The sequence below is a fragment of the Mucilaginibacter mali genome (assembly GCF_013283875.1).
Classification (GTDB): Bacteria; Bacteroidota; Bacteroidia; order Sphingobacteriales; family Sphingobacteriaceae; genus Mucilaginibacter; species Mucilaginibacter mali.
This window is the reverse complement of sequence record NZ_CP054139.1, coordinates 3,822,211-3,841,188: the sequence shown is the minus strand read 5'-3', so window position 1 is coordinate 3,841,188 and position 18,978 is coordinate 3,822,211. Positions and strand designations below refer to the sequence as shown.

The 18,978-nt window shown below is 47.6% G+C and carries 14 protein-coding genes; 13 read left to right on the top strand and 1 reads right to left on the bottom strand.

What is annotated here, in order from left to right:
- Positions 1 to 216: 216 nt before the first annotated feature.
- The 5 genes from HQ865_RS15925 to HQ865_RS15905 all read left to right on the top strand — a co-directional run bounded on the left by HQ865_RS15925 (position 217) and on the right by HQ865_RS15905 (position 6,465).
- Complete coding sequence (locus HQ865_RS15925; RefSeq protein WP_173415846.1) at positions 217 to 1,098, top strand: AraC family transcriptional regulator; 882 nt, start codon at positions 217 to 219, stop codon at positions 1,096 to 1,098.
- Positions 1,099 to 1,410: 312 nt separating this feature from the next.
- The gene (locus HQ865_RS15920; protein WP_173415845.1) at positions 1,411 to 2,328 is read left to right on the top strand and encodes a dihydrodipicolinate synthase family protein; all 918 of its coding nucleotides are present in this window, start codon (positions 1,411 to 1,413) and stop codon (positions 2,326 to 2,328) included.
- A 135-nt stretch (positions 2,329 to 2,463) separates the two neighbouring features.
- Positions 2,464 to 4,038: an aldehyde dehydrogenase (NADP(+)) gene (locus HQ865_RS15915; protein ID WP_173415844.1), complete on the top strand. Its 1,575-nt coding sequence runs from the start codon at positions 2,464 to 2,466 to the stop codon at positions 4,036 to 4,038.
- A gap of 1 nt (position 4,039) precedes the next feature.
- Positions 4,040 to 5,041 carry a 4-hydroxyproline epimerase gene (locus HQ865_RS15910; protein WP_173415843.1) on the top strand — a complete coding sequence of 334 codons (1,002 nt, stop codon included), beginning with the start codon at positions 4,040 to 4,042 and terminating at the stop codon, positions 5,039 to 5,041.
- Positions 5,042 to 5,217: 176 nt separating this feature from the next.
- Complete coding sequence (locus tag HQ865_RS15905) at positions 5,218 to 6,465, top strand: NAD(P)/FAD-dependent oxidoreductase (RefSeq protein ID WP_173415842.1); 1,248 nt, start codon at positions 5,218 to 5,220, stop codon at positions 6,463 to 6,465.
- A 90-nt stretch (positions 6,466 to 6,555) separates the two neighbouring features.
- On the opposite strand, the gene HQ865_RS15900 is transcribed toward HQ865_RS15905, so the two are convergent.
- Positions 6,556 to 6,933 (bottom strand): response regulator, encoded by a 378-nt coding sequence (locus HQ865_RS15900; protein ID WP_173415841.1) that lies wholly within the window; start codon positions 6,931 to 6,933, stop codon positions 6,556 to 6,558.
- Between the two features lie 506 nt (positions 6,934 to 7,439).
- Here HQ865_RS15900 and HQ865_RS15895 point away from each other — a divergent pair.
- The 8 genes from HQ865_RS15895 to HQ865_RS15860 are packed head-to-tail and all read left to right on the top strand — an operon-like array spanning position 7,440 to position 18,825.
- A complete protein-coding gene (locus HQ865_RS15895; protein WP_173415840.1) occupies positions 7,440 to 8,684 on the top strand; it encodes a cytochrome c3 family protein in 1,245 nt (414 codons plus the stop codon).
- A 41-nt stretch (positions 8,685 to 8,725) separates the two neighbouring features.
- Positions 8,726 to 11,785 carry a TAT-variant-translocated molybdopterin oxidoreductase gene (locus HQ865_RS15890; protein ID WP_173415839.1) on the top strand — a complete coding sequence of 1,020 codons (3,060 nt, stop codon included), beginning with the start codon at positions 8,726 to 8,728 and terminating at the stop codon, positions 11,783 to 11,785.
- Between the two features lie 27 nt (positions 11,786 to 11,812).
- Positions 11,813 to 13,279, top strand: a complete 1,467-nt coding sequence (nrfD, locus tag HQ865_RS15885; protein WP_173415838.1) for an NrfD/PsrC family molybdoenzyme membrane anchor subunit — start codon at positions 11,813 to 11,815, stop codon at positions 13,277 to 13,279.
- Between the two features lie 12 nt (positions 13,280 to 13,291).
- Positions 13,292 to 13,828 carry a DUF3341 domain-containing protein gene (locus tag HQ865_RS15880; RefSeq protein ID WP_173417827.1) on the top strand — a complete coding sequence of 179 codons (537 nt, stop codon included), beginning with the start codon at positions 13,292 to 13,294 and terminating at the stop codon, positions 13,826 to 13,828.
- Complete coding sequence (locus HQ865_RS15875; RefSeq protein ID WP_173415837.1) at positions 13,812 to 14,396, top strand: c-type cytochrome; 585 nt, start codon at positions 13,812 to 13,814, stop codon at positions 14,394 to 14,396. Before HQ865_RS15880 ends, HQ865_RS15875 begins: the two co-directional genes overlap by 17 nt.
- Positions 14,397 to 14,410: 14 nt before the next feature.
- On the top strand, positions 14,411 to 15,682 hold the full coding sequence (locus HQ865_RS15870) for a quinol:cytochrome C oxidoreductase (RefSeq protein WP_173415836.1): 1,272 nt from the start codon (positions 14,411 to 14,413) through the stop codon (positions 15,680 to 15,682).
- A gap of 44 nt (positions 15,683 to 15,726) precedes the next feature.
- Positions 15,727 to 16,917 carry a cytochrome c oxidase subunit II gene (locus HQ865_RS15865; RefSeq protein ID WP_173415835.1) on the top strand — a complete coding sequence of 397 codons (1,191 nt, stop codon included), beginning with the start codon at positions 15,727 to 15,729 and terminating at the stop codon, positions 16,915 to 16,917.
- Positions 16,918 to 16,935: 18 nt separating this feature from the next.
- The gene (locus HQ865_RS15860) at positions 16,936 to 18,825 is read left to right on the top strand and encodes a cytochrome c oxidase subunit I (protein WP_173415834.1); all 1,890 of its coding nucleotides are present in this window, start codon (positions 16,936 to 16,938) and stop codon (positions 18,823 to 18,825) included.
- Positions 18,826 to 18,978: the final 153 nt, after the last annotated feature.

The window sequence follows — 18,978 nt, the reverse complement described above, 5'->3', positions numbered from 1 at the left end:
TTCATTGCCAACTCATTTATGGAATGTAATTATAAAAGATGTTAGCTATAGGTTGAGACCAGCAATAATGGATAAAGTTCATTGCCGTCCTCTTTAGGGGACGGAATTAAAGAATACAAAAGGGGCTTTAGCCTAAATTTCTAACCAAATATTAACCATATTCCCACTATCTGAATTGTAAATAATGCTAATATATTGTATGTTTAATCCAGCATCATGAAAGTCCTCCAATTTACCCTCCCCGTCGCGCACGAGAACTCAGTCATCGTGCAGGAAGATATCATGGCTGCCTTTTATCCCTACCTGCACCGCCATCACGAGGCACAGCTAATGTGGATACAGGAGGGCGAGGGTACCCTGCTGGCCGGCACGGCCATGCATCCCTTTAAACCCGGAGACATCTTTATGCTGGGCGCTAATCAGCCGCATTTATTTAAAAGCAATCCCGAATATTTCGCGCAGGATAGTAACAGGCAATCGCGATCGACCATGATCTTTTTCGATCCGAATGGCAAGCTGGAGCCGCTATTCAGTCTGCCCGAAATGACCTTGCTGCGTGGTTTTATACAGCAGTATGCGGGCGGTTTCAAAATACCTGCAGCTATGGCACCGGCTGTTTTTCAACAAATATTAGCTATCCGTGAAGCGGGTAATGTAGATAAGCTGACTCTCTTCCTGCAATTGCTGAAAACGCTGTATTTGGCCAATAATGAATTGACGCCCTTGTCGGATGTTAGCACCCAGCAGGTGAGCGAGAGCGAGGGGATCCGCATCGGCCATATTTATAACTACCTGATGCAGCGTTATGATACCGCCATCAGTCTGGAAGCTGTAGCCGCCGAAGCGCACATGACCCCACAAGCCTTTTGTCGTTATTTTAAAAAGCATACTGGCCAAACCCTTGTTACCTTTTTAAACCGCCTGCGCGTAAACGAAGCTTGCAAAAAACTCACCACCAGCCAAACCGATGGCATTGCCACGGTGGCCTATACCTGCGGCTTCAACAGCCTCACCAATTTTAACCGCACTTTTAAAAGCATTATGGGTACATCGCCACGGCAGTATTTGGATGGTTACAAGGCTAAAGTGGCAGAGTAAACAGTTTGTATTTTCTTTGTACCTCACAACAATGAGACAGTGTAGATATGACCTAATGACAGCGCAGCGAATGACTAATGACTAATTGGGCGTTGCCTGCGGCCCGGGTTATCCGCTCATACTGCACAGGCCTTAGCCACAAGGCCGGTATCCGCTGCTATCCCTAACGCTGTTTGACTAAATATTGCCTTTTGGAATGTCTTTTAAAATGCAATATGGTTAATATCCGGTTAATATCAGCTAATTTACAGTTAACCAGTATCCATCCGCCTCGTTAGCTTTGCACTATACATATCCAACCAAAAAAAAATTATGAAGGTAACATGGACAGGGGTGATCCCCGCGGTAACTACCAAGTTTACAGCCGATGACGAATTAGACTTCGCCGCGTTCAGCAAAAATATCGAGGCACAAATTGAAGCCGGCATCAACGGTTTTGTGATCGGCGGTTCGCTGGGCGAGGCCAGCACCATGACGGGTGAAGAAAAGATTGCCCTTTTGAAGCATAGCGTGTCGCTATCAAACGGTCGCGTCCCGGTTATCTTCAACATCGCCGAACAAAGCACAAAGGTGGCTATCAATTTAGGCAAGCAGGCTTTAGATAATGGCGCCGACGGCCTGATGCTGTTACCCCCATTGCGCTACAAGGCAGATGACCGCGAAACCGTAACCTATTTTACCGAGGTTGCCAAAAATGTTTCGCTCCCCATCATGATCTATAACAACCCGGTTGATTACGCCATCAACGTTACCCTTGATATGTTCGCCCAATTGGCCGAATACGATAATATCGAGGCTGTGAAAGAATCATCGCGCGATGTGACTAATATTACCCGTATGTTCAATCGCTTCGGTAATCGCTTTAAGATACTAACCGGTGTCGATCCATTGGCGATGGAAAGCCTGGCCCTTGGCGCCGATGGTTGGCTGGCCGGATTGGTTTGCGCGTTCCCTAAAGAAACGGTGGCCATCTTCCGTTTGATGAAGGCCGGTCGCTACGAAGAGGCGCTGGCCATTTACCGCTGGTTCCTGCCGGTGTTGGAGTTGGATATTCACCCCAAACTGGTGCAATACATTAAACTGGCCGAAGCTTGTACTGGTTTGGGCACCGAGGAAGTACGCGCGCCGCGATTGAAGATCATTGGCGCGGAGCGGGAGCGGGTGCTGGATATTATTAATACCACCATCGCTAACAGGCCGGAGTTGCCGGCGGGGAGTTGGGGTGTGTAAGAGACTTCATCTCTCAACCAAGCCGTCATCCTGAGCGATAGTGAAGGATCCCCGATAAGCAGATCAAAAAATGCATAGTTTGGGATCCTTCACTATCGCTCAGGATGACGTATTGTTATGCTTAAATTTTAAACAATGAACGGACAAAACATAATCGGCTTTAAATACGCCCCTCTACAGGGCACAACCTTTAAAGCCACCAACCCGGCCACGGCAACAAATCTCGACGGTGATTTTTATCCCGCCAGCGCTGCCATAGTTAACGATGCCATGCAATTGGCCGCTACTGCCTATCCGGTATACAAAAGCATCAGCAAAAACCGTAAAGCTGAATTTCTGCGCGCGATAGCTGCCGGAATTGATGCTTTGGGTGATGAACTGATCGACCGCGCCATGGCCGAAAGCGGTTTGCCGCAAGCCCGTTTACAGGGAGAGCGTGGTCGAACCACCGCACAGCTTAAAATGTTTGCCGACCTGGTAGCCGAAGGCTCGTGGGTGGAGGCTGTGATTGATGAAGCCCTGCCCGAACGCCAGCCACTGCCCCGGCCGGATCTCCGCAAAATGCTGGTACCGCTTGGTCCGGTGGTGGTTTTTGGGGCCAGTAATTTTCCGCTGGCATTCTCAGTTGCCGGTGGCGATACGGCTTCGGCGTTGGCTGCCGGTTGCCCGGTGGTGGTAAAGGCCCATGCAGCGCATCCCGGTACCAGCGCGCTGGTTGGCGAAGCGATAATGAAGGCCGCCCAAAAAACAGGCATGCCTGATGGCGTTTTCTCTTTGTTGTATGATGATGGTTTTACGGTTGGCACGGCGCTGGTTCAGCATGATCTGGCGAAGGCGGTAACATTTACCGGTTCGTACAAGGGAGGTATGGCGCTGTATCATTTAGCACAGCAGCGCCCGGTACCTATCCCGCTTTTTGCCGAGATGGGCAGCATCAACCCAGTCATCTTTTTACCGCAGGCGTTAGAAAATAAAGCCGAAGAACTGGCTAAGCAATACGCAGCTTCTATAACTTTAGGGGCGGGACAGTTTTGTACTAACCCCGGTTTAATGCTGGGTGTTAAATCGGCGGGCTTGGATAGGTTTGAAACCGCTTTGGCGGAAGCCGTGGGCGCTATTCCATCAGCTACCATGCTTACGGGTGGCATTTGTGCTAACTATGAGCATCTGGCTATCGATATGCTTCAGCAACCGGGTGTAGAGGTGATAGCGCAGGCAACCAGTAAGGCGGTTAAAAGTAACCAGGCGTTGGCCGTAGTGACCAAGGTGAGTGCCGCGCAGTTTTTGGCTAACGCTAAACTGAAGGAGGAAGTATTTGGCCCATATTCATTACTGGTAGTGGCTGATGATATAGTGCAGTTAACTGAAGTGGTTGCATCATTAGAAGGCCAGTTAACGCTCACGCTGATGGCAGAGAACAGTGAATTAGGCGGATATACAGACCTGATAAATAAAGCGACAGATATTGCCGGTCGTGTGATATTGAACGGTGTGCCGACTGGCGTGGAGGTTTGCGGGGCCATGCAGCATAGCGGCCCCTTCCCGGCTACTACCGATAGCCGTTTTACATCTGTCGGCACATCAGCCATCAGGCGTTTTGTGCGGCCGGTAAGCTGGCAGAATTGGGAGCCGGCTTTGTTGCCCGACGAGTTGAAGCCCGGCAACCCTTTAAATATATGGCGAATGGTAAACCAGCAATGGACGAAATAATATGGCAGTAAAAACATTTTTCTGTGTAGATGCCCACACCTGTGGCAATCCCGTGCGGTTGGTGGCAGGCGGCGGACCGGTGCTGCACGGCGCTAACATGAGCGAAAAGCGGCAGCACTTTTTAAAAGAGTACGATTGGATTCGCAAGGGACTGATGTTCGAGCCAAGGGGCCACGATATGATGTCGGGCAGTATCCTGTATCCGCCTCATGATCCCGCTAACGATGTGGCTGTGCTGTTTATCGAAACCAGCGGCTGCCTGCCCATGTGTGGCCACGGCACCATCGGCACCATTACCATCGCTATCGAGGAGGGTTTGATCCAGCCCAAAACACCGGGCATGGTGCGCATGGAGGCCCCGGCTGGTTTGGTGCTGATCGAATATAAACAGGAGGGCCAAAAGGTAACCTCGGTAAAGCTGACCAACGTACCGGCCTATCTTGCCGCTACCGATCTGGAGGTGGATTGCCCCGGTTTAGGCCGCATTACTTTTGATGTGAGCTATGGCGGTAATTATTATGCCATTGTCGATCCGCAGGAAAATTTCAGCGGGCTGGAAAATTATACGGCAGATCAACTGATCTCCTGGAGCCGCGAGATCCGCAAGCTGATCAACCAAAAGTATAACTTCGTGCATCCGCTTAACCCAACCATCAACACCTGTACACACGTATTATGGGCTGGTAAAGTGATCGATGAAACATCAACCGCCCGCAACGCTGTTTTTTATGGCGATAAGGCTATCGACCGCTCACCCTGCGGCACCGGTACATCGGCCCGCATGGCGCAATGGTTTGCCAAAGGTAAACTGAAAAAAGGCGACGAGTTTATCCACGAAAGCATCATCGGCAGCAAATTTACCGGCAGGGTAGAGGAGGTAACCGAGGTTGCCGGCCAACCGGCCATTGTGCCAAGTATTGAAGGCTGGGCGAGGGTTTACGGGTATAATACGATTAAGATAGATGATGATGACCCATATGCGCATGGGTTCCAGGTGATATAAAATATAAAGTCATGCCGAACTTGTTTCGGTATCCCATCAGAAGAGCCGCCTGGCAACTTATCAAGTGGGATGCCGAAACAAGTTCGGCATGACGGATTGGTTGGTCTGTGTGGACACAGACCACGGAGATACATCCGGTGCCTGTGTCCACACTGGTACCCATTATACACAACAAAATGCAAAAAGTAATAATCATAGGCGGCGGTATCATCGGTTTAAGCTCGGCTTATTATTTAAACAAGGCGGGTTACAGTGTTACCATTTTAGATAAAGGTACGCTGGACGATAATTGCTCGTTCGGTAACGCGGGGATGATCGTGCCCAGCCATTTTGTACCGTTGGCTGCGCCGGGGATGATCGAACAGGGCATCCGCTGGATGTTCGATAGCAAAAGTCCGTTTTATGTGCGGCCGTCCTTAAGTGCCGATCTGATCAGTTGGGGCTTGAAGTTTATGAAAAGCGCTACGAAGGACAATGTAGAGAAGGCGGCTATTCCCCTGCGCGACTTGTCGCTGTTGAGCAAGGCGCTTTACCAGGATATCGCCAAAGAACCCGGCTTCAATTTCGGGCTGGAGAATAACGGCATCCTGATGCTGTATAAAACCCAGCGCACCGGCGAAGAAGAGATCCACATGGCCGAAAGGGCGGTACAACTTGGGCTGGATGTCAAAGTGCTATCAGCTGCCGAAGCACAACAATTACAACCCACCCTGCAACTGGATGTAGCGGGCGCGGTACATTATCGCTGCGATTCGCACCTGGCACCGCACGTGTTGATGAAGCAACTTACGGCTTATCTTGAAAATGCTGGGGTAATTATTAAGCGCAATAGCGAGGTGACCAAGATAGAACATCAGCAAAATAAAATCGGCAAGCTGCATACTACTACAGGCGTTTACGAAGCCGATGAAGTATTGGTAGCAGGTGGCGCATGGTCGCCGGCTGTGGCTAAGCTGGCGGGGTTGAAGCTGCCGCTGATGCCGGGCAAGGGCTATTCGTTTATGTTTGATGAACCGGCCAGGCGCATGCACATCGCCGCCCTGCTGATGGAAGCCCGGGTGTCGGTAACGCCGATGGGCGATCAGATCCGTTTTGGGGGCACGATGGAATTAGGCCCGCTGAATGACAAGATCAATATGAACAGAGTGCAAGGCATTGTGGAGGCCATCCCAAAATACCTGCCCGATCTTAAACCGCAGGTGCCGCCGCAATCAAAAATATGGTATGGCTTCAGGCCGTGCTCGCCTGACGGACTGCCGTATATTGGCCGGGTGCAGCAATATCAAAACCTGCTGATAGCCGGCGGGCATGGGATGATGGGCTTAAGTTTAGGGCCTGCCACAGGGAAACTGATCAGCGAATTGATAACGGGCCAGGCTTTATCGATGGATATTGGGGCTTTTGCGGCGGATAGGTATAAATAACTGTAGAGACGCGATACTTCGTGTCTCAGGCTTTGCAAAAATAGAGGCACGAAGTATCGTGCCTCTACAGGTATATATAGATCAGATAGTTTACGAGGCGATCAAATAGTCCATGCGCGAAGCCAGCACCTCCATATCAAGGGGCTTAATGAAAAGGGCGTCGCATTTATAGTAATCGGCACGGGCTTTACGGGTTTTGTAGGCGGTTACCACAATGATGGGGGTATGGTGCAGGGTGGCATCGTCTTTAATATCCTGGCAGATGAGGGCGCAATCGTTATCCAGCAGCAGGTAATCCAGGATGATCAGGTCGGGTTTATAGCTTTGGGCCATATCGTATACGGCATAAGGATCGTAGGTGATCGAGACATCCCAATCGCCGTAATACATCATTTCGTCAACAACAGATTGGATCCTGTTGTTCTTATCTAAAACCAATAACCTTTTTTGTTTGTTTAAAACTTCCATAGCGCGGCTGTTTAATTTTAATTAAATATCAGCCTGTTTTTGTATGCTGTTTATATAGGTGCCGATGGATGACGGTAATGTGTCGATAAATAACAGATGTTGTTCAGGATACGGAACAAATAGAACGTCGGATATCTGCCTGAAAATTACGGGACTGGCACTTTAGCTGCTCTTTTTTTACGATTACCGAATTTTTGCCCCCGGTATTGCTGAAAATGCCATAACAACATTTATTTACGACAGATATTAACAAATTTTGCAAAAAGAAGTTGGGTGTTGATAAAATCCGGGAATGGGGGTTGATCGTCAAAATCTGCGTTTTTGATATCGTTTAGGCTGTTTTTGTTGATTATTTAGAATAATTATAAATTATAGTTTAGTGTCATTAATTTGTCAGCGATACTGTAATAAATTTTACTTTTGTGGACTGAAAATCGGGGGTAAACTATGCATCTGCCTCAGCTTTCAAACAAAAAAACAGAAATTATTAAGCACAAATACACTTTATGAGAAGTATCTCATTGATTCTTAAACAATTTTCCAGGTCGGTTTTACTGATCGCCGGATTGGCGGTAATGGGCTTTGCTGCCCGTGCACAGGGAGATGCGAAAAAAGGTGAGGCCTTGTTTAAAGCCAAATGTACGGCTTGTCACAAAATGGATCAGGTAATGACCGGCCCGGCGCTTTCGCCAACCATCAAATCAGAAACTGATGACAAGTGGCTGACCAAATGGATCCAGAACAACCAGGCGCTGATAGACGCTAAAGACCCTAAAGCTTTAAAGATCTACAACGAGTTTCAGCAAAAAGGCATGACCGTTTTTGCCGATCTGAGCGATGGCGACGTGGCCGACATTATTGCTTACGCCCGTGCCTGGAAACCTGAAGCTCCTGCGGTTAACCCGAACCTTCCGGCTGAGAGTTCTGCTCCAAGCGATCTGATGATCTTCGGTTTGTTGGGTATCGTGGTTATCGCGTTTGTGGTGATCCTGGTGCTGAACAGGGCCGTTGGTAGCTTAGAGCGCCTGCTGTTAAAGAAACAGGGCCTTATTGCTGAGCACGAAGAAGTTGCTGAAGTTGACAGCATGGCTAAGTTGAAAGAACTGGCTAAAAATAAAAAGTTTGTATTCTTTGTACTGTTCTGCGGTATGGTGATCAGCAGCGTTTGGACATTCGAAACGCTTTGGAACACCAACGTACACACTGGTTACCAGCCGGTGCAGCCTATCAAATACTCGCACGAGTTACACGCCGGTGTAATGAAGATCGATTGCCAGTACTGCCACACGGGCGCTTACAAATCTAAAAACGCTTCTATCCCGTCGCTTAACGTTTGTATGAACTGCCACAACTCGGTTAAGACCGAATCGCCAGAGATACACAAAATTTACGACGCGTTGGGTTACGATCCAACCACGTCTAAATACGACAGCACTAAAGCACACCCAATCCAATGGGTACGTGTACACAACCTGCCTGATCTGGTTTACTTCAACCACTCGCAGCACGTTAAGGTTGGCCAGTTAAAATGCCAAACCTGCCACGGCCCGGTTGAAACCATGAAAGAGGTTTACCAATACTCGCCGTTGACCATGAAATGGTGTATTCAGTGCCACAAACGCACCGAGATCAGCACTAAAGGCAACGCTTATTACGAAAACATGTTAGCCATTCACGACCGCATTAAGAAAGGTGAGAAGATCACCGAAGCGCAAATGGGCGGTTTGGAGTGCGGCAAGTGCCACTATTAATAATTAAATAGAACGTAGCAATTACAGTTTATATAGCTTAAATGGACAGCAATAAAAAATACTGGAAAGGTTTAGAAGAACTAAACAATACGCCGGAATTTGTTGAGATGAATAAACACGAATTCGCCGAGCCCATCCCTATCGAGGATGTGCTGAGCGGAGGCGGTTTATCAACCAAAACTCCCCGCCGCGACTTTTTAAAGGCGCTGGGTTTTGGTGTGGGTGCGGTTACACTGGCAGCTTGCCAAAAAGTACCTGTACACAAGTCTATCCCATACCTTATTAAACCGGAAGAGGTTACTCCGGGCGTGGCAAACTACTATGTTTCCAGCTTCGAGGGCCAGCCTATCCTGGTTAAAACCCGCGAGGGCCGCCCTATTAAAATTGAGGGTAACCCTGCCGATATCCTTACCAAGGGTGGCGTTAGCGCGCAGGGCCAGGCTTCGGTATTAGATCTTTACAACTCGGGCCGCCTGCAAAAACCTGAAATGAACGGTGGCGAAAGCAACTGGGATGCAGTTGATGCCTTTGTTAAAAACCAATTGGCTGCCATTAAAGCCGGTGGCAAAAAGATCCGCATCGTATCATCAACAGTTTACAGCCCTTCAACCTTAGCGGTTATCAACGGCTTTGTTGCTGCTTATCCAAACACCAAACACATCAATTATGATGCTGTATCATACACCGGTATTATTCAGGCTAACCAAAACAGCTTTGGTAAAGCCGTGGTGCCGCACTATAATTTTGATAAAGCCGATGTAATTGTAAGCTTCAGCGCCGACTTTTTAGGTAGCTGGATAGCTGGTGAAGAGCACACCCTGCAATACGTATCAAACCGTAACGCAAAATCATTAGAAGAAAAGAAAATGTCGCGCCATATCCAGTTCGAAACTGGTATGAGCATGACCGGTACCAACGCCGATACCCGCGTTCCGCTGAAACCATCGGAAGAAGGTTTAGCATTGGTTGCCTTATATAACGCCATTTCGGGCACTACCTTGCCAGGTACTAAAAAAATAGATAACAATGTGTTGGCCAACGCTATCACTATTGTTGCTAAGGAATTGGTTGCCGCTAAAGGTAAAGCCCTGGTAGTAGCGGGTACTAACGATGTTGCCGCGCAGGTGCTGGTTAACGCCATCAACTCGTTGTTAGGCAGCTACGGTACTACTATCGACCTGGATACCCCGAACTACAAATACGCCGGTAACGATCAGGAATTTGCTGATTTCATCGGTGAGATGAAGAGGGGAGAGGTTGACGCTGTATTATTTATAGATGCCAACCCTGCTTATAACTACTATAAATCAAAAGACTTTACCGAAGCGTTGTCTAAAGTGAAACTGAAGGTTTCATTTGCCGATCAGAAAGACGAGACTGCCCAGCTTTGTAACGTATTAGCGCCAAACCACCACTACTTAGAGTCGTGGGGCGATGCGCAGGTGATGGAAGGTTATTACAGCATTGTACAGCCAACCATCAACCCGGTATATAGCACCCGCCAGGCCGAGCACACCCTGCTGATCTGGAGCGATGCCGCTGTTAAAGATTACTACACTTTTGTACGTAATACCTGGGATACCGCCATCTTCCCTAAAGTGGGTATGGCTGCCGGTCAAAAATCGTGGGAAGCCCTGCTGCAAACAGGTTTTGTAAAAGCTGCCGCTAAACCTGCCGGCGTTTACACCTTCAGCAAGGACCTGAACGCGGTTGCACAAGCTATTGTTAATCAAAGCCCTGCTTTAACTGCAAAAGGCAATGGCGACGTAGAATTAGCCTTATATCAAAACAACGGTGTTGGTAATGGTAACAAAGCCAACAACCCATGGTTACAGGAAATGCCGGATCCGGTATCGAAAGTTACCTGGGATAACTTCGCCGCAGTATCTGAGAAATTTGGCCGTGAAGTATTAAAAGCTGAAGAAGGCGACGTAGTTGAAATTACAGTTGACGGTAATAGCATTAAAGTACCGGTATTATTCCAGCCTGGCCAGGCACAGGGCACCGTTTCGGTAGCTTTGGGTTACGGCCGTACTGCCAGCGGTAAAGTTGGCGATGGCGTAGGTGCTAACGCTTATCCTTTCTACGGTTTCCGCAATGGTACATTCCAAACCACCACTGTTGCTACTATAAAAAAGACCGGCGAAATAAACCTGCTGGCTCAAACACAAACACACCATAGCTACGAAGGCCGCAGCGTTATCCGCGAAGCTTCCTTTAAAGAATATTTAAAAGATCCGGCAGCAGGTAGCGGCCGTGGTGAAAAGAAGAAGGATTACAATTCGGAAAGCCTTTGGGACGATTGGGAAAGACCACAATACAACTGGGTTATGGCTATCGACCTGAACGCCTGTACCGGTTGCGGTGCCTGCGTGGTTGCTTGTAATGCCGAAAATAACATCCCCGTTGTAGGTAAGGACGAGGTTCGCCGTCGTCGCGAGATGCATTGGATCCGTATCGACCGTTATTACAGCTTTAACGATAACGGAAATACCGCTGTAACTAAAGAAAAGGAAATAGCTAAGTTAACCGATCTTGATAACGTATCGGTTGTGCACCAGCCAATGATGTGCCAGCATTGCGATCACGCTCCTTGCGAGACCGTTTGCCCGGTACTGGCTACCGTACACTCGAGCGAAGGCTTGAACCACATGGCTTACAACCGTTGTATCGGTACCCGTTACTGCGCTAACAACTGTCCGTTTAAAGTACGCCGCTTCAACTGGTTCAACTACTGGAACGATTCGCGCTTTGAAAACTACCTGCAAAGCGAGTACACGCAATTAGTGCTTAACCCTGATGTGGTTACCCGTTTCCGTGGTGTGATGGAAAAATGCTCGATGTGTATCCAGCGTATCCAGGCCGGTAAATTGAAAGCCAAGATAGAGAAACGCCCATTGAAAGATGGCGACGTTAAAGTGGCTTGCCAGCAAACCTGTACCGCTAACGCTATCGTATTCGGTAACGCTAACGATCCTAACTCGGAAGTATCAAAAGCACTGAAGAGCGAGCGTACTTACTATGTACTGGAAGAATTGAACGTACAGCCGGGTATTGGTTACCAGGTTAAAGTGAGAAATATTAACGAACAACAGGCTTAATTTTTATTACAACAGAGATTAATATATATGGCATCTCATAATGAATCAATAATCAGGGAACCGTTAATTACCGGCAAGGATATTACCTATGCCCAAATTACCGAGGATGTTTTGCGCCCTGTAGAAAATATGCCTACTAAGGCCTGGTGGATCGGTTTCACCGTTTCATCGCTTGGCGCTTTGCTTTGGGTATTTGCCGTAAGCTGGACGTTTTGGTTCGGTATTGGCTCGTGGGGCTTAAACAAAACAGTAGGCTGGGCCTGGGATATCACCGGTTTCGTGTGGTGGGTAGGTATCGGTCACGCCGGTACACTGATCTCGGCGGTACTGTTACTGTTCCGTCAAAACTGGCGTAACTCCATCAACCGCTCGGCCGAGGCGATGACCATCTTCGCGGTAATTTGCGCCGCTACCTACATTGTAGCGCACATGGGCCGCCCCTGGATGGCGATCTACTCGCTGCCGATCCCTAACCAGTACGGCTCGCTTTGGGTTAACTTTAACTCACCGCTGATCTGGGACGTATTCGCGATCTCGACTTACTTTTCGGTATCGTTAGTATTCTGGTACACTGGTTTATTGCCCGATATCGCTTCCATCCGCGACCGTGCACAAGGCATCCGCCGCAAAATATATTCGATATGCTCATTCGGCTGGACCGGTTCGGTAAAAACCTGGCAGCGTTTTGAAACCGTATCGCTTATCCTGGCAGGTGTATCTACACCACTGGTACTTTCGGTACACACCATCGTATCAATGGACTTTGCTACCTCGCTTGAGCCGGGATGGCACACCACCATCTTTCCGCCATACTTCGTTGCGGGTGCTATCTTCTCGGGTTTCGCCATGGTGCAAACCCTGTTACTGGTAGCCCGTAAAGTATTAGCGCTGGAAAACTACATCACCATGTTCCACATCGAATCGATGAACAAGATCATCATCTTAACCGGTTCTATTGTGGGTGTGGCTTACTTAACCGAGTTCTTTATCGCCTGGTATTCGGGTGTTGAATATGAGCAATACGCCTTCATTAACCGTGCAACCGGTCCGTACTGGTGGGCATACTGGAGCATGATGAGCTGTAACGTAATTAGCCCGCAGTTGTTCTGGGTGAAGAAATGGCGTACCAATATCGCGTTCTCATGGGTATTATCTATCGTAGTGAACATCGGTATGTGGTTCGAGCGTTTTGTGATCATCGTAACCTCGCTGCACAGGGATTATATCCCATCAAGCTGGGCGATGTTCTACCCAACCTGGATAGACGTGAGCGTATTCATCGGTTCGATAGGTGTGTTCTTTACCCTGTTCCTGTTATTCATCAGGGTGCTGCCATCAGTAGCGATGGCCGAGGTAAAACTGTTGCTGAAAGGATCGAGCGAGCAGGCTAAGAAGAAATTGATAGACGAAGGCCACCTTGACCCAAGCCATGTTCAGTTCTACAAAGAATCGTTAACCAAATTTGATAGCGTAGACGTAGCTGATTACCAATAAACACAATTAATGATGAGCAGTACTAAATTTATATTGGGCCTTTTTGACGATCCGGATAATATGTTACACGGGATCGAGAAACTGCAAAAAAACAGCGTGCCTATCTATGATGTATATACTCCGATGCCTATCCACGGTATCGAAGCTAAATTAGGCATTAAGGAATCGCGCCTGGGTTACGCGGCATTCATGTTCGGTTGTTTGGGTGGCAGTACCATATTCGCTATCATCTACTTCACCATGGTGCACGATTGGCCGATGAACATTGGTGGTAAAAATCCATTCGCTATACCCGACTTTATTCCAATCACTTTTGAGTGGACCGTATTATTTACAGCCTTTGGTATGGTGGCAACGTTTTTATTCGCTACCCATTTGTTCCCGGGCCGTACGCCAAGGGTAATGGACTACAGGGCTACAGACGACAGGTTTGTAATAGCAATTGACGCTAAAGGCAATACCCCGCATGCCGATATCGACAGTATATTAAAAGAAGCGGGAGCAGTAGAAGTTAAGCATAACGACAGAAAATATGTTAGCTATGAATAAATTAAGAATATTGGGTGCATCGGTTGCCGCTATCGCTGCCACGGTTTTAATAACATCGTGCAAGGATAAAAGAAGTACCGGTTGGGAATACGCCCCCAATATGTACGAACACATTGCATACGACCCGGATCAGAAAAATCCGAATTTTGCAGATGGTAAAACAGCGCAGGTACCACCAAATGGAACTATCCCTGTGGGCTTTGTGAAATTTGATTATCCGAAAACCAAAGAAGGTTATGAACTGGCCGGCGCTGAAGTACATAGCACTTTGCCACAAACACAAGCTAACTATGCCGAAGGTAAGGTATTGTTTATGCACTTTTGCTCGCCTTGCCATGGCGAAACAGGCCAGGGCGATGGTTTGGTAGTTCAGCACGGTTATCCACCACCGCCATCATACTCTAAAGGGCAATCATCTCGCGGTGGCGCCATGAAGGATCTCACAGACGGTAAAATTTATCATACCATTACTTATGGTAACAACGCGATGGGATCGTACGCATCGCAGTTATCGCCTGAGGAACGCTGGAAGGTGATCATGTACGTTCACCATTTACAAACTTTATAAGAAATTAAAATTAAATGGGCACTCATAATAATTTTGACGGACAATACGAATTTACAGGCAAGGCGAAAACCTGGAGCCTGGCCGGCATTATAGTTGGTGTTTTGGTAATACTGGCGGGCTTTTTAATAGGCCAGGCCGAGCGTACCTTTGCCAACTTGTTGCTGATGGGCTATTACTTTACCTGCGTTTGTATGTGCGGCGTATTTTTTTGCGCGGTACAATACGCGGCGCAGGCAGGCTGGTCTGCAGCGATATTGCGTATACCGCAGGCATTTGCAAAAAACTTAGGTATAGCTTCGCTGATCCTGATCGTGATCATCCTGGCGGGTTTATTCCTTACCCATAATGTAGTTAACGAAGAAAATGGTAAAACCGTTGTCGCTCCATACCTGTATAAACTGTGGGCTATGAAGGGGGTATCTACACCGGGTAACGAAAACTACGACCCGATTATGGCAGGTAAGGCATCGTTCCTGAATATACCTTTCTTCCTGATCCGTTTGCTGGCATTTTTAGGCTGCTATACCATATTTGGTAACCTGCTGATCAAATACTCGCAGAACGAGGACGAACTGGGCGGCATGAGCAACTACGAGAAAAGCTTTAAAATGTCGTGCATATTCCTGGTGATATTTGGTTTCACCACGCCGGTATTCGCTTTCGACGTGATCATGTCTTTAGAGGCACACTGGTTCTCTACCATGTTTGGCTGGTATAACTTTGCCGCCATGTGGGTTAGCGGTTTGGCGGTAATGACCTATGTTATTATTAAACTGCGCGAACAAGGTTATTTCCCATGGATCACCGAAAACCACCTGCACAACATGGGTTTGTTCATGTTCGCGTTCTCTATCTTCTGGACTTACGTATGGTTCGCCCAGTTCTTACTGATCTACTATGCTAACTTACCTGAAGAGGCAGTATATTTCTACCGCCGCTGGGAGCCGCAGTTTAAACCATGGTTCTGGTTAAACATTGTACTTAACTTCTGCGGTCCGTTATTTGTACTGATGATGCGCGACGCTAAGCGTATGACCAAGGTGTTAAAGATCACCTGTTTGATACTGATCGTAGGCCACTGGTTAGATTACTTTATGATGATCATGCCGGGTACTGTTGGTCCGCAGGAGCAATGGTGGCAGGAGATCAGCTGGATAGAGGCTGGTACGTTTATCGGTTTTGCAGGTTTGTTCACCTTCCTGATGCTGACCGCGCTGAGCAAATTTAAATCGCTTATACCAAAGCAGCACCCGTTTTTACAGGAAAGCTTGCACCACCATATTTAATCGTTATATCGTAAATAATAAGAGAATACCAAAAGAACACAATAATGGGATTCAGAAATTTAATAAATTCTAAAAAGATAGCTGCGCTGTTCGCTGCGTTACTGTTAGGCGGCACACAGGTGCTGATGGCGCAAACCGCCGCTGCTACAACAGCTTCAACCACTACCGACGAGGATAAAGCGGCAATGTGGGCCGGCGTGGAGTACTATGTACTGCTTTTTGTACTGGTTTGTGTTGGCATTGCCATTGTAGGCCGTATTATAAAGGTGTACGATTTGACCAATCAGCTTCACGGTAAAAAACCGTTCAACTGGAATAATTTTATGGGTGTACTGTGCCTGATATTCCTGATCGGCGGTTCTTACGGTGCTTACTGGTCGTTCTCGGTACAGGGCGCCATGTCGCTGCCGGAATCAGCATCAGAGCACGGCTTAAAAACCGATTCGATGTTCTGGACAACTACGGTGTTCACCTTCATCGTATTTGTTATCACCCAGGTATTGCTGTTTGTATTCCTGTTTGTTTACAGATATTCAAAAAAACGCCGTGCATTCTTCCTGCCCCACAATAACACTATTGAAAAGGTTTGGACCATTATCCCGGCTATCGTATTAACTGTTTTGGTTGTGTTCGGTTTCTTCACCTGGAGAACCATCACCAATACCACCAATGTTAAAGGCGATATCAACATTGATATTACCGGCCACCAGTTTGCATGGGAAGTACGCTACCCGGGTAAAGACGGCGAGTTAGGTAAAAAGAACTACAAACTGGTTAGTGCGCTGAATAACTTAGGCGTTAATTTCCAGGACCGCAACTCGTTTGATGACCTGCGTGCCGATACCATCGTTATTCCAAAAGGTAAATCGATCAGGCTGAACATTACTGCGCAGGACGTTATCCATAGCGTTTACATGCCGCACTTCCGTTTGCAAATGAACGCGGTGCCGGGCTTGCCAACCTACTTTAAATTTGTACCACGCTTCACTACCCAGGAGATGAGAGAGAAAGTGGGCGATCCTAACTTTGAATACCTGCTGTATTGCGCCAAAATATGCGGCGACGGTCACTATAACATGAAGAAATTTGTTCGTGTGGTAACCGAGGCTGAATACCAGGCCTGGCTGAGCCACCAAAAACCTTACCTGAGCGATGGTTTAAGAAAAGAATTGAAACTGGCCGGTAACGATCAGCCGGTGAACCAGGGTACTAACAGGTTAGCATTAAATAATTAATATTTTCAGATAGCAATTATGTCAACATTATCAGTTCAAGATCACGGAGCACATCAGCATGACCACGACCATGATCACGAGCACCATCACGATACTTTCCTGACCAAATATATCTTCAGTCAGGACCACAAGATGATCGCCAAGCAGTTCCTGATCACAGGTATTACGATGGCCGTTATCGCGATGATCTTATCTATACTTTTCAGGATCCAGTTGGCTTATCCTGATAAGGCATTCCCTTTGTTAGAAACTTTGCTGGGCCGCTTTGCGCCTAATGGCCGTTTAGACCCGGGTTTCTACCTCTCGCTGGTAACCATCCACGGTACCATCATGGTATTCTTTGTGTTAACTGCCGGCTTAAGCGGTACTTTCAGTAACTTGCTGATCCCTTTACAGGTTGGCGCGCGTGATATGGCATCGCCGTTCATGAACATGTTATCTTACTGGTTCTTCTTTACTGCCAGCGTGATCATGTTAAGCTCGTTCTTCATTGAAAAAGGCCCTGCAAGCGGTGGCTGGACAATTTACCCGCCATTATCTGCATTGCCAAAAGCAATGAAAGGTTCTGATCTGGGTATGACCCTGTGGCTGATCAGTATGGTGTGCTTTATCGCTTCATCATTGTTGGGCGGTATCAACTACGTTAGTACCGTATTAAACATGCGTACAAAAGGTATGGACCTGTGGAAAATGCCTTTGACTATCTGGGCATTCTTCCTTACCGCTATCCTGGGTGTATTAGCATTCCCGGTACTGGTTGCAGGTGTGGTATTGCTGATCTTCGACCGTAGCTTTGGTACCAGCTTCTACCTGTCGGACATCGTATTAAACGGAAAAGTATTATCATTTGAGGGTGGTAGCCCGATCCTGTTCCAGCATTTATTCTGGTTCCTGGGCCACCCTGAGGTATATATCGTAATTATGCCGGCCATGGGTATCTCATCAGAGATCATGTCGGTTAACTCACGCAAACCTATCTTCGGTTACCACGCGATGGTTTACTCGCTGATCGGTATCACTGTACTGTCGTTCATCGTATGGGGCCACCACATGTTTGTTACGGGTATGAACCCGTTCCTGGGCGGTGTGTTCATGATCACTACGCTGATCATCGCGGTACCATCTGCGGTAAAAACATTCAACTGGCTGGCTACGCTGTGGCGCGGTAACATCAGGTTTACGCCTGCTATGCTTTTCGCTATCGGTATGGTATCGTTCTTCATCTCTGGTGGTTTAACAGGTATCTTCCTGGGTAACGCCGCTTTGGATATCAACCTGCACGATACTTACTTCGTAGTGGCCCACTTTCACCTGGTAATGGGTTCGGCAGCAATATTCGGTATGTTGGCCGGTGTTTACCACTGGTTCCCTAAAATGTTCGGTAAGATGATGGATGACCGTTTAGGTTACCTGCACTTCTGGCTGACATTTATTGGCGCTTACCTGGTATTCTTCCCGATGCACTTTATGGGTCTGGATGGTGTGCCACGCCGTTACTATGCTTTCACCGAGTTCGAATCGATGAAACGCTGGTTATCAGTAAACATGTTCATTACATGGGCTGCTATCATATCAGCTTTAGCACAGGTTGGCTTCCTGATCAACTTTATTCACTCGATATTCTGGGGTAAAAAAGCCACCGAAAATCCATGGGAATCAAATACCCTGGAGTGGACTACACCTGTTGAGCACCTGCATGGTAACTGGCCGGGCGAGATCCCAACCATCTACCGTTGGCCTTATGATTACAGCAAGCCGGGTGCCGATCATGATTTTATCCCGCAAACTACGCCTTTCTCTCAAACTATGAGCTCTAACACCGAGCACGATTTCGAAGATAATGAGGCGGGTTTGAAAGCTTACCACGAGTGGGTGGCTAAAAACAAATCGGGCAACCAAGAAAGCTAATTAACAGGGCATTGCCCCTGTTCAATATATCCTAAGTCTTAAGTCCGGAGAGCGAAGTCAAATTCCCGACTTAAGACTTAGTTTTTTAAAAGACAGTATCAAGTTTGAAGCCTTAAGCAGCAAGTTTGAAGTCTTAAGCATCAAGTCTAAGGT

What these genes read in the sequence shown, in the direction of transcription:
- HQ865_RS15925 (WP_173415846.1), top strand. Translation starts at nt 217, where the DNA reads ATGAAAGTCCTCCAATTTACCCTCCCCGTCGCGCACGAGAACTCAGTC.
- HQ865_RS15920 (WP_173415845.1), top strand. Translation starts at nt 1,411, where the DNA reads ATGAAGGTAACATGGACAGGGGTGATCCCCGCGGTAACTACCAAGTTT.
- HQ865_RS15915 (WP_173415844.1), top strand. Translation starts at nt 2,464, where the DNA reads ATGAACGGACAAAACATAATCGGCTTTAAATACGCCCCTCTACAGGGC.
- HQ865_RS15910 (WP_173415843.1), top strand. Translation starts at nt 4,040, where the DNA reads ATGGCAGTAAAAACATTTTTCTGTGTAGATGCCCACACCTGTGGCAAT.
- HQ865_RS15905 (WP_173415842.1), top strand. Translation starts at nt 5,218, where the DNA reads ATGCAAAAAGTAATAATCATAGGCGGCGGTATCATCGGTTTAAGCTCG.
- HQ865_RS15900 (WP_173415841.1), bottom strand. Translation starts at nt 6,933, where the DNA reads ATGGAAGTTTTAAACAAACAAAAAAGGTTATTGGTTTTAGATAAGAAC.
- HQ865_RS15895 (WP_173415840.1), top strand. Translation starts at nt 7,440, where the DNA reads ATGAGAAGTATCTCATTGATTCTTAAACAATTTTCCAGGTCGGTTTTA.
- HQ865_RS15890 (WP_173415839.1), top strand. Translation starts at nt 8,726, where the DNA reads ATGGACAGCAATAAAAAATACTGGAAAGGTTTAGAAGAACTAAACAAT.
- nrfD (WP_173415838.1), top strand. Translation starts at nt 11,813, where the DNA reads ATGGCATCTCATAATGAATCAATAATCAGGGAACCGTTAATTACCGGC.
- HQ865_RS15880 (WP_173417827.1), top strand. Translation starts at nt 13,292, where the DNA reads ATGAGCAGTACTAAATTTATATTGGGCCTTTTTGACGATCCGGATAAT.
- HQ865_RS15875 (WP_173415837.1), top strand. Translation starts at nt 13,812, where the DNA reads ATGTTAGCTATGAATAAATTAAGAATATTGGGTGCATCGGTTGCCGCT.
- HQ865_RS15870 (WP_173415836.1), top strand. Translation starts at nt 14,411, where the DNA reads ATGGGCACTCATAATAATTTTGACGGACAATACGAATTTACAGGCAAG.
- HQ865_RS15865 (WP_173415835.1), top strand. Translation starts at nt 15,727, where the DNA reads ATGGGATTCAGAAATTTAATAAATTCTAAAAAGATAGCTGCGCTGTTC.
- HQ865_RS15860 (WP_173415834.1), top strand. Translation starts at nt 16,936, where the DNA reads ATGTCAACATTATCAGTTCAAGATCACGGAGCACATCAGCATGACCAC.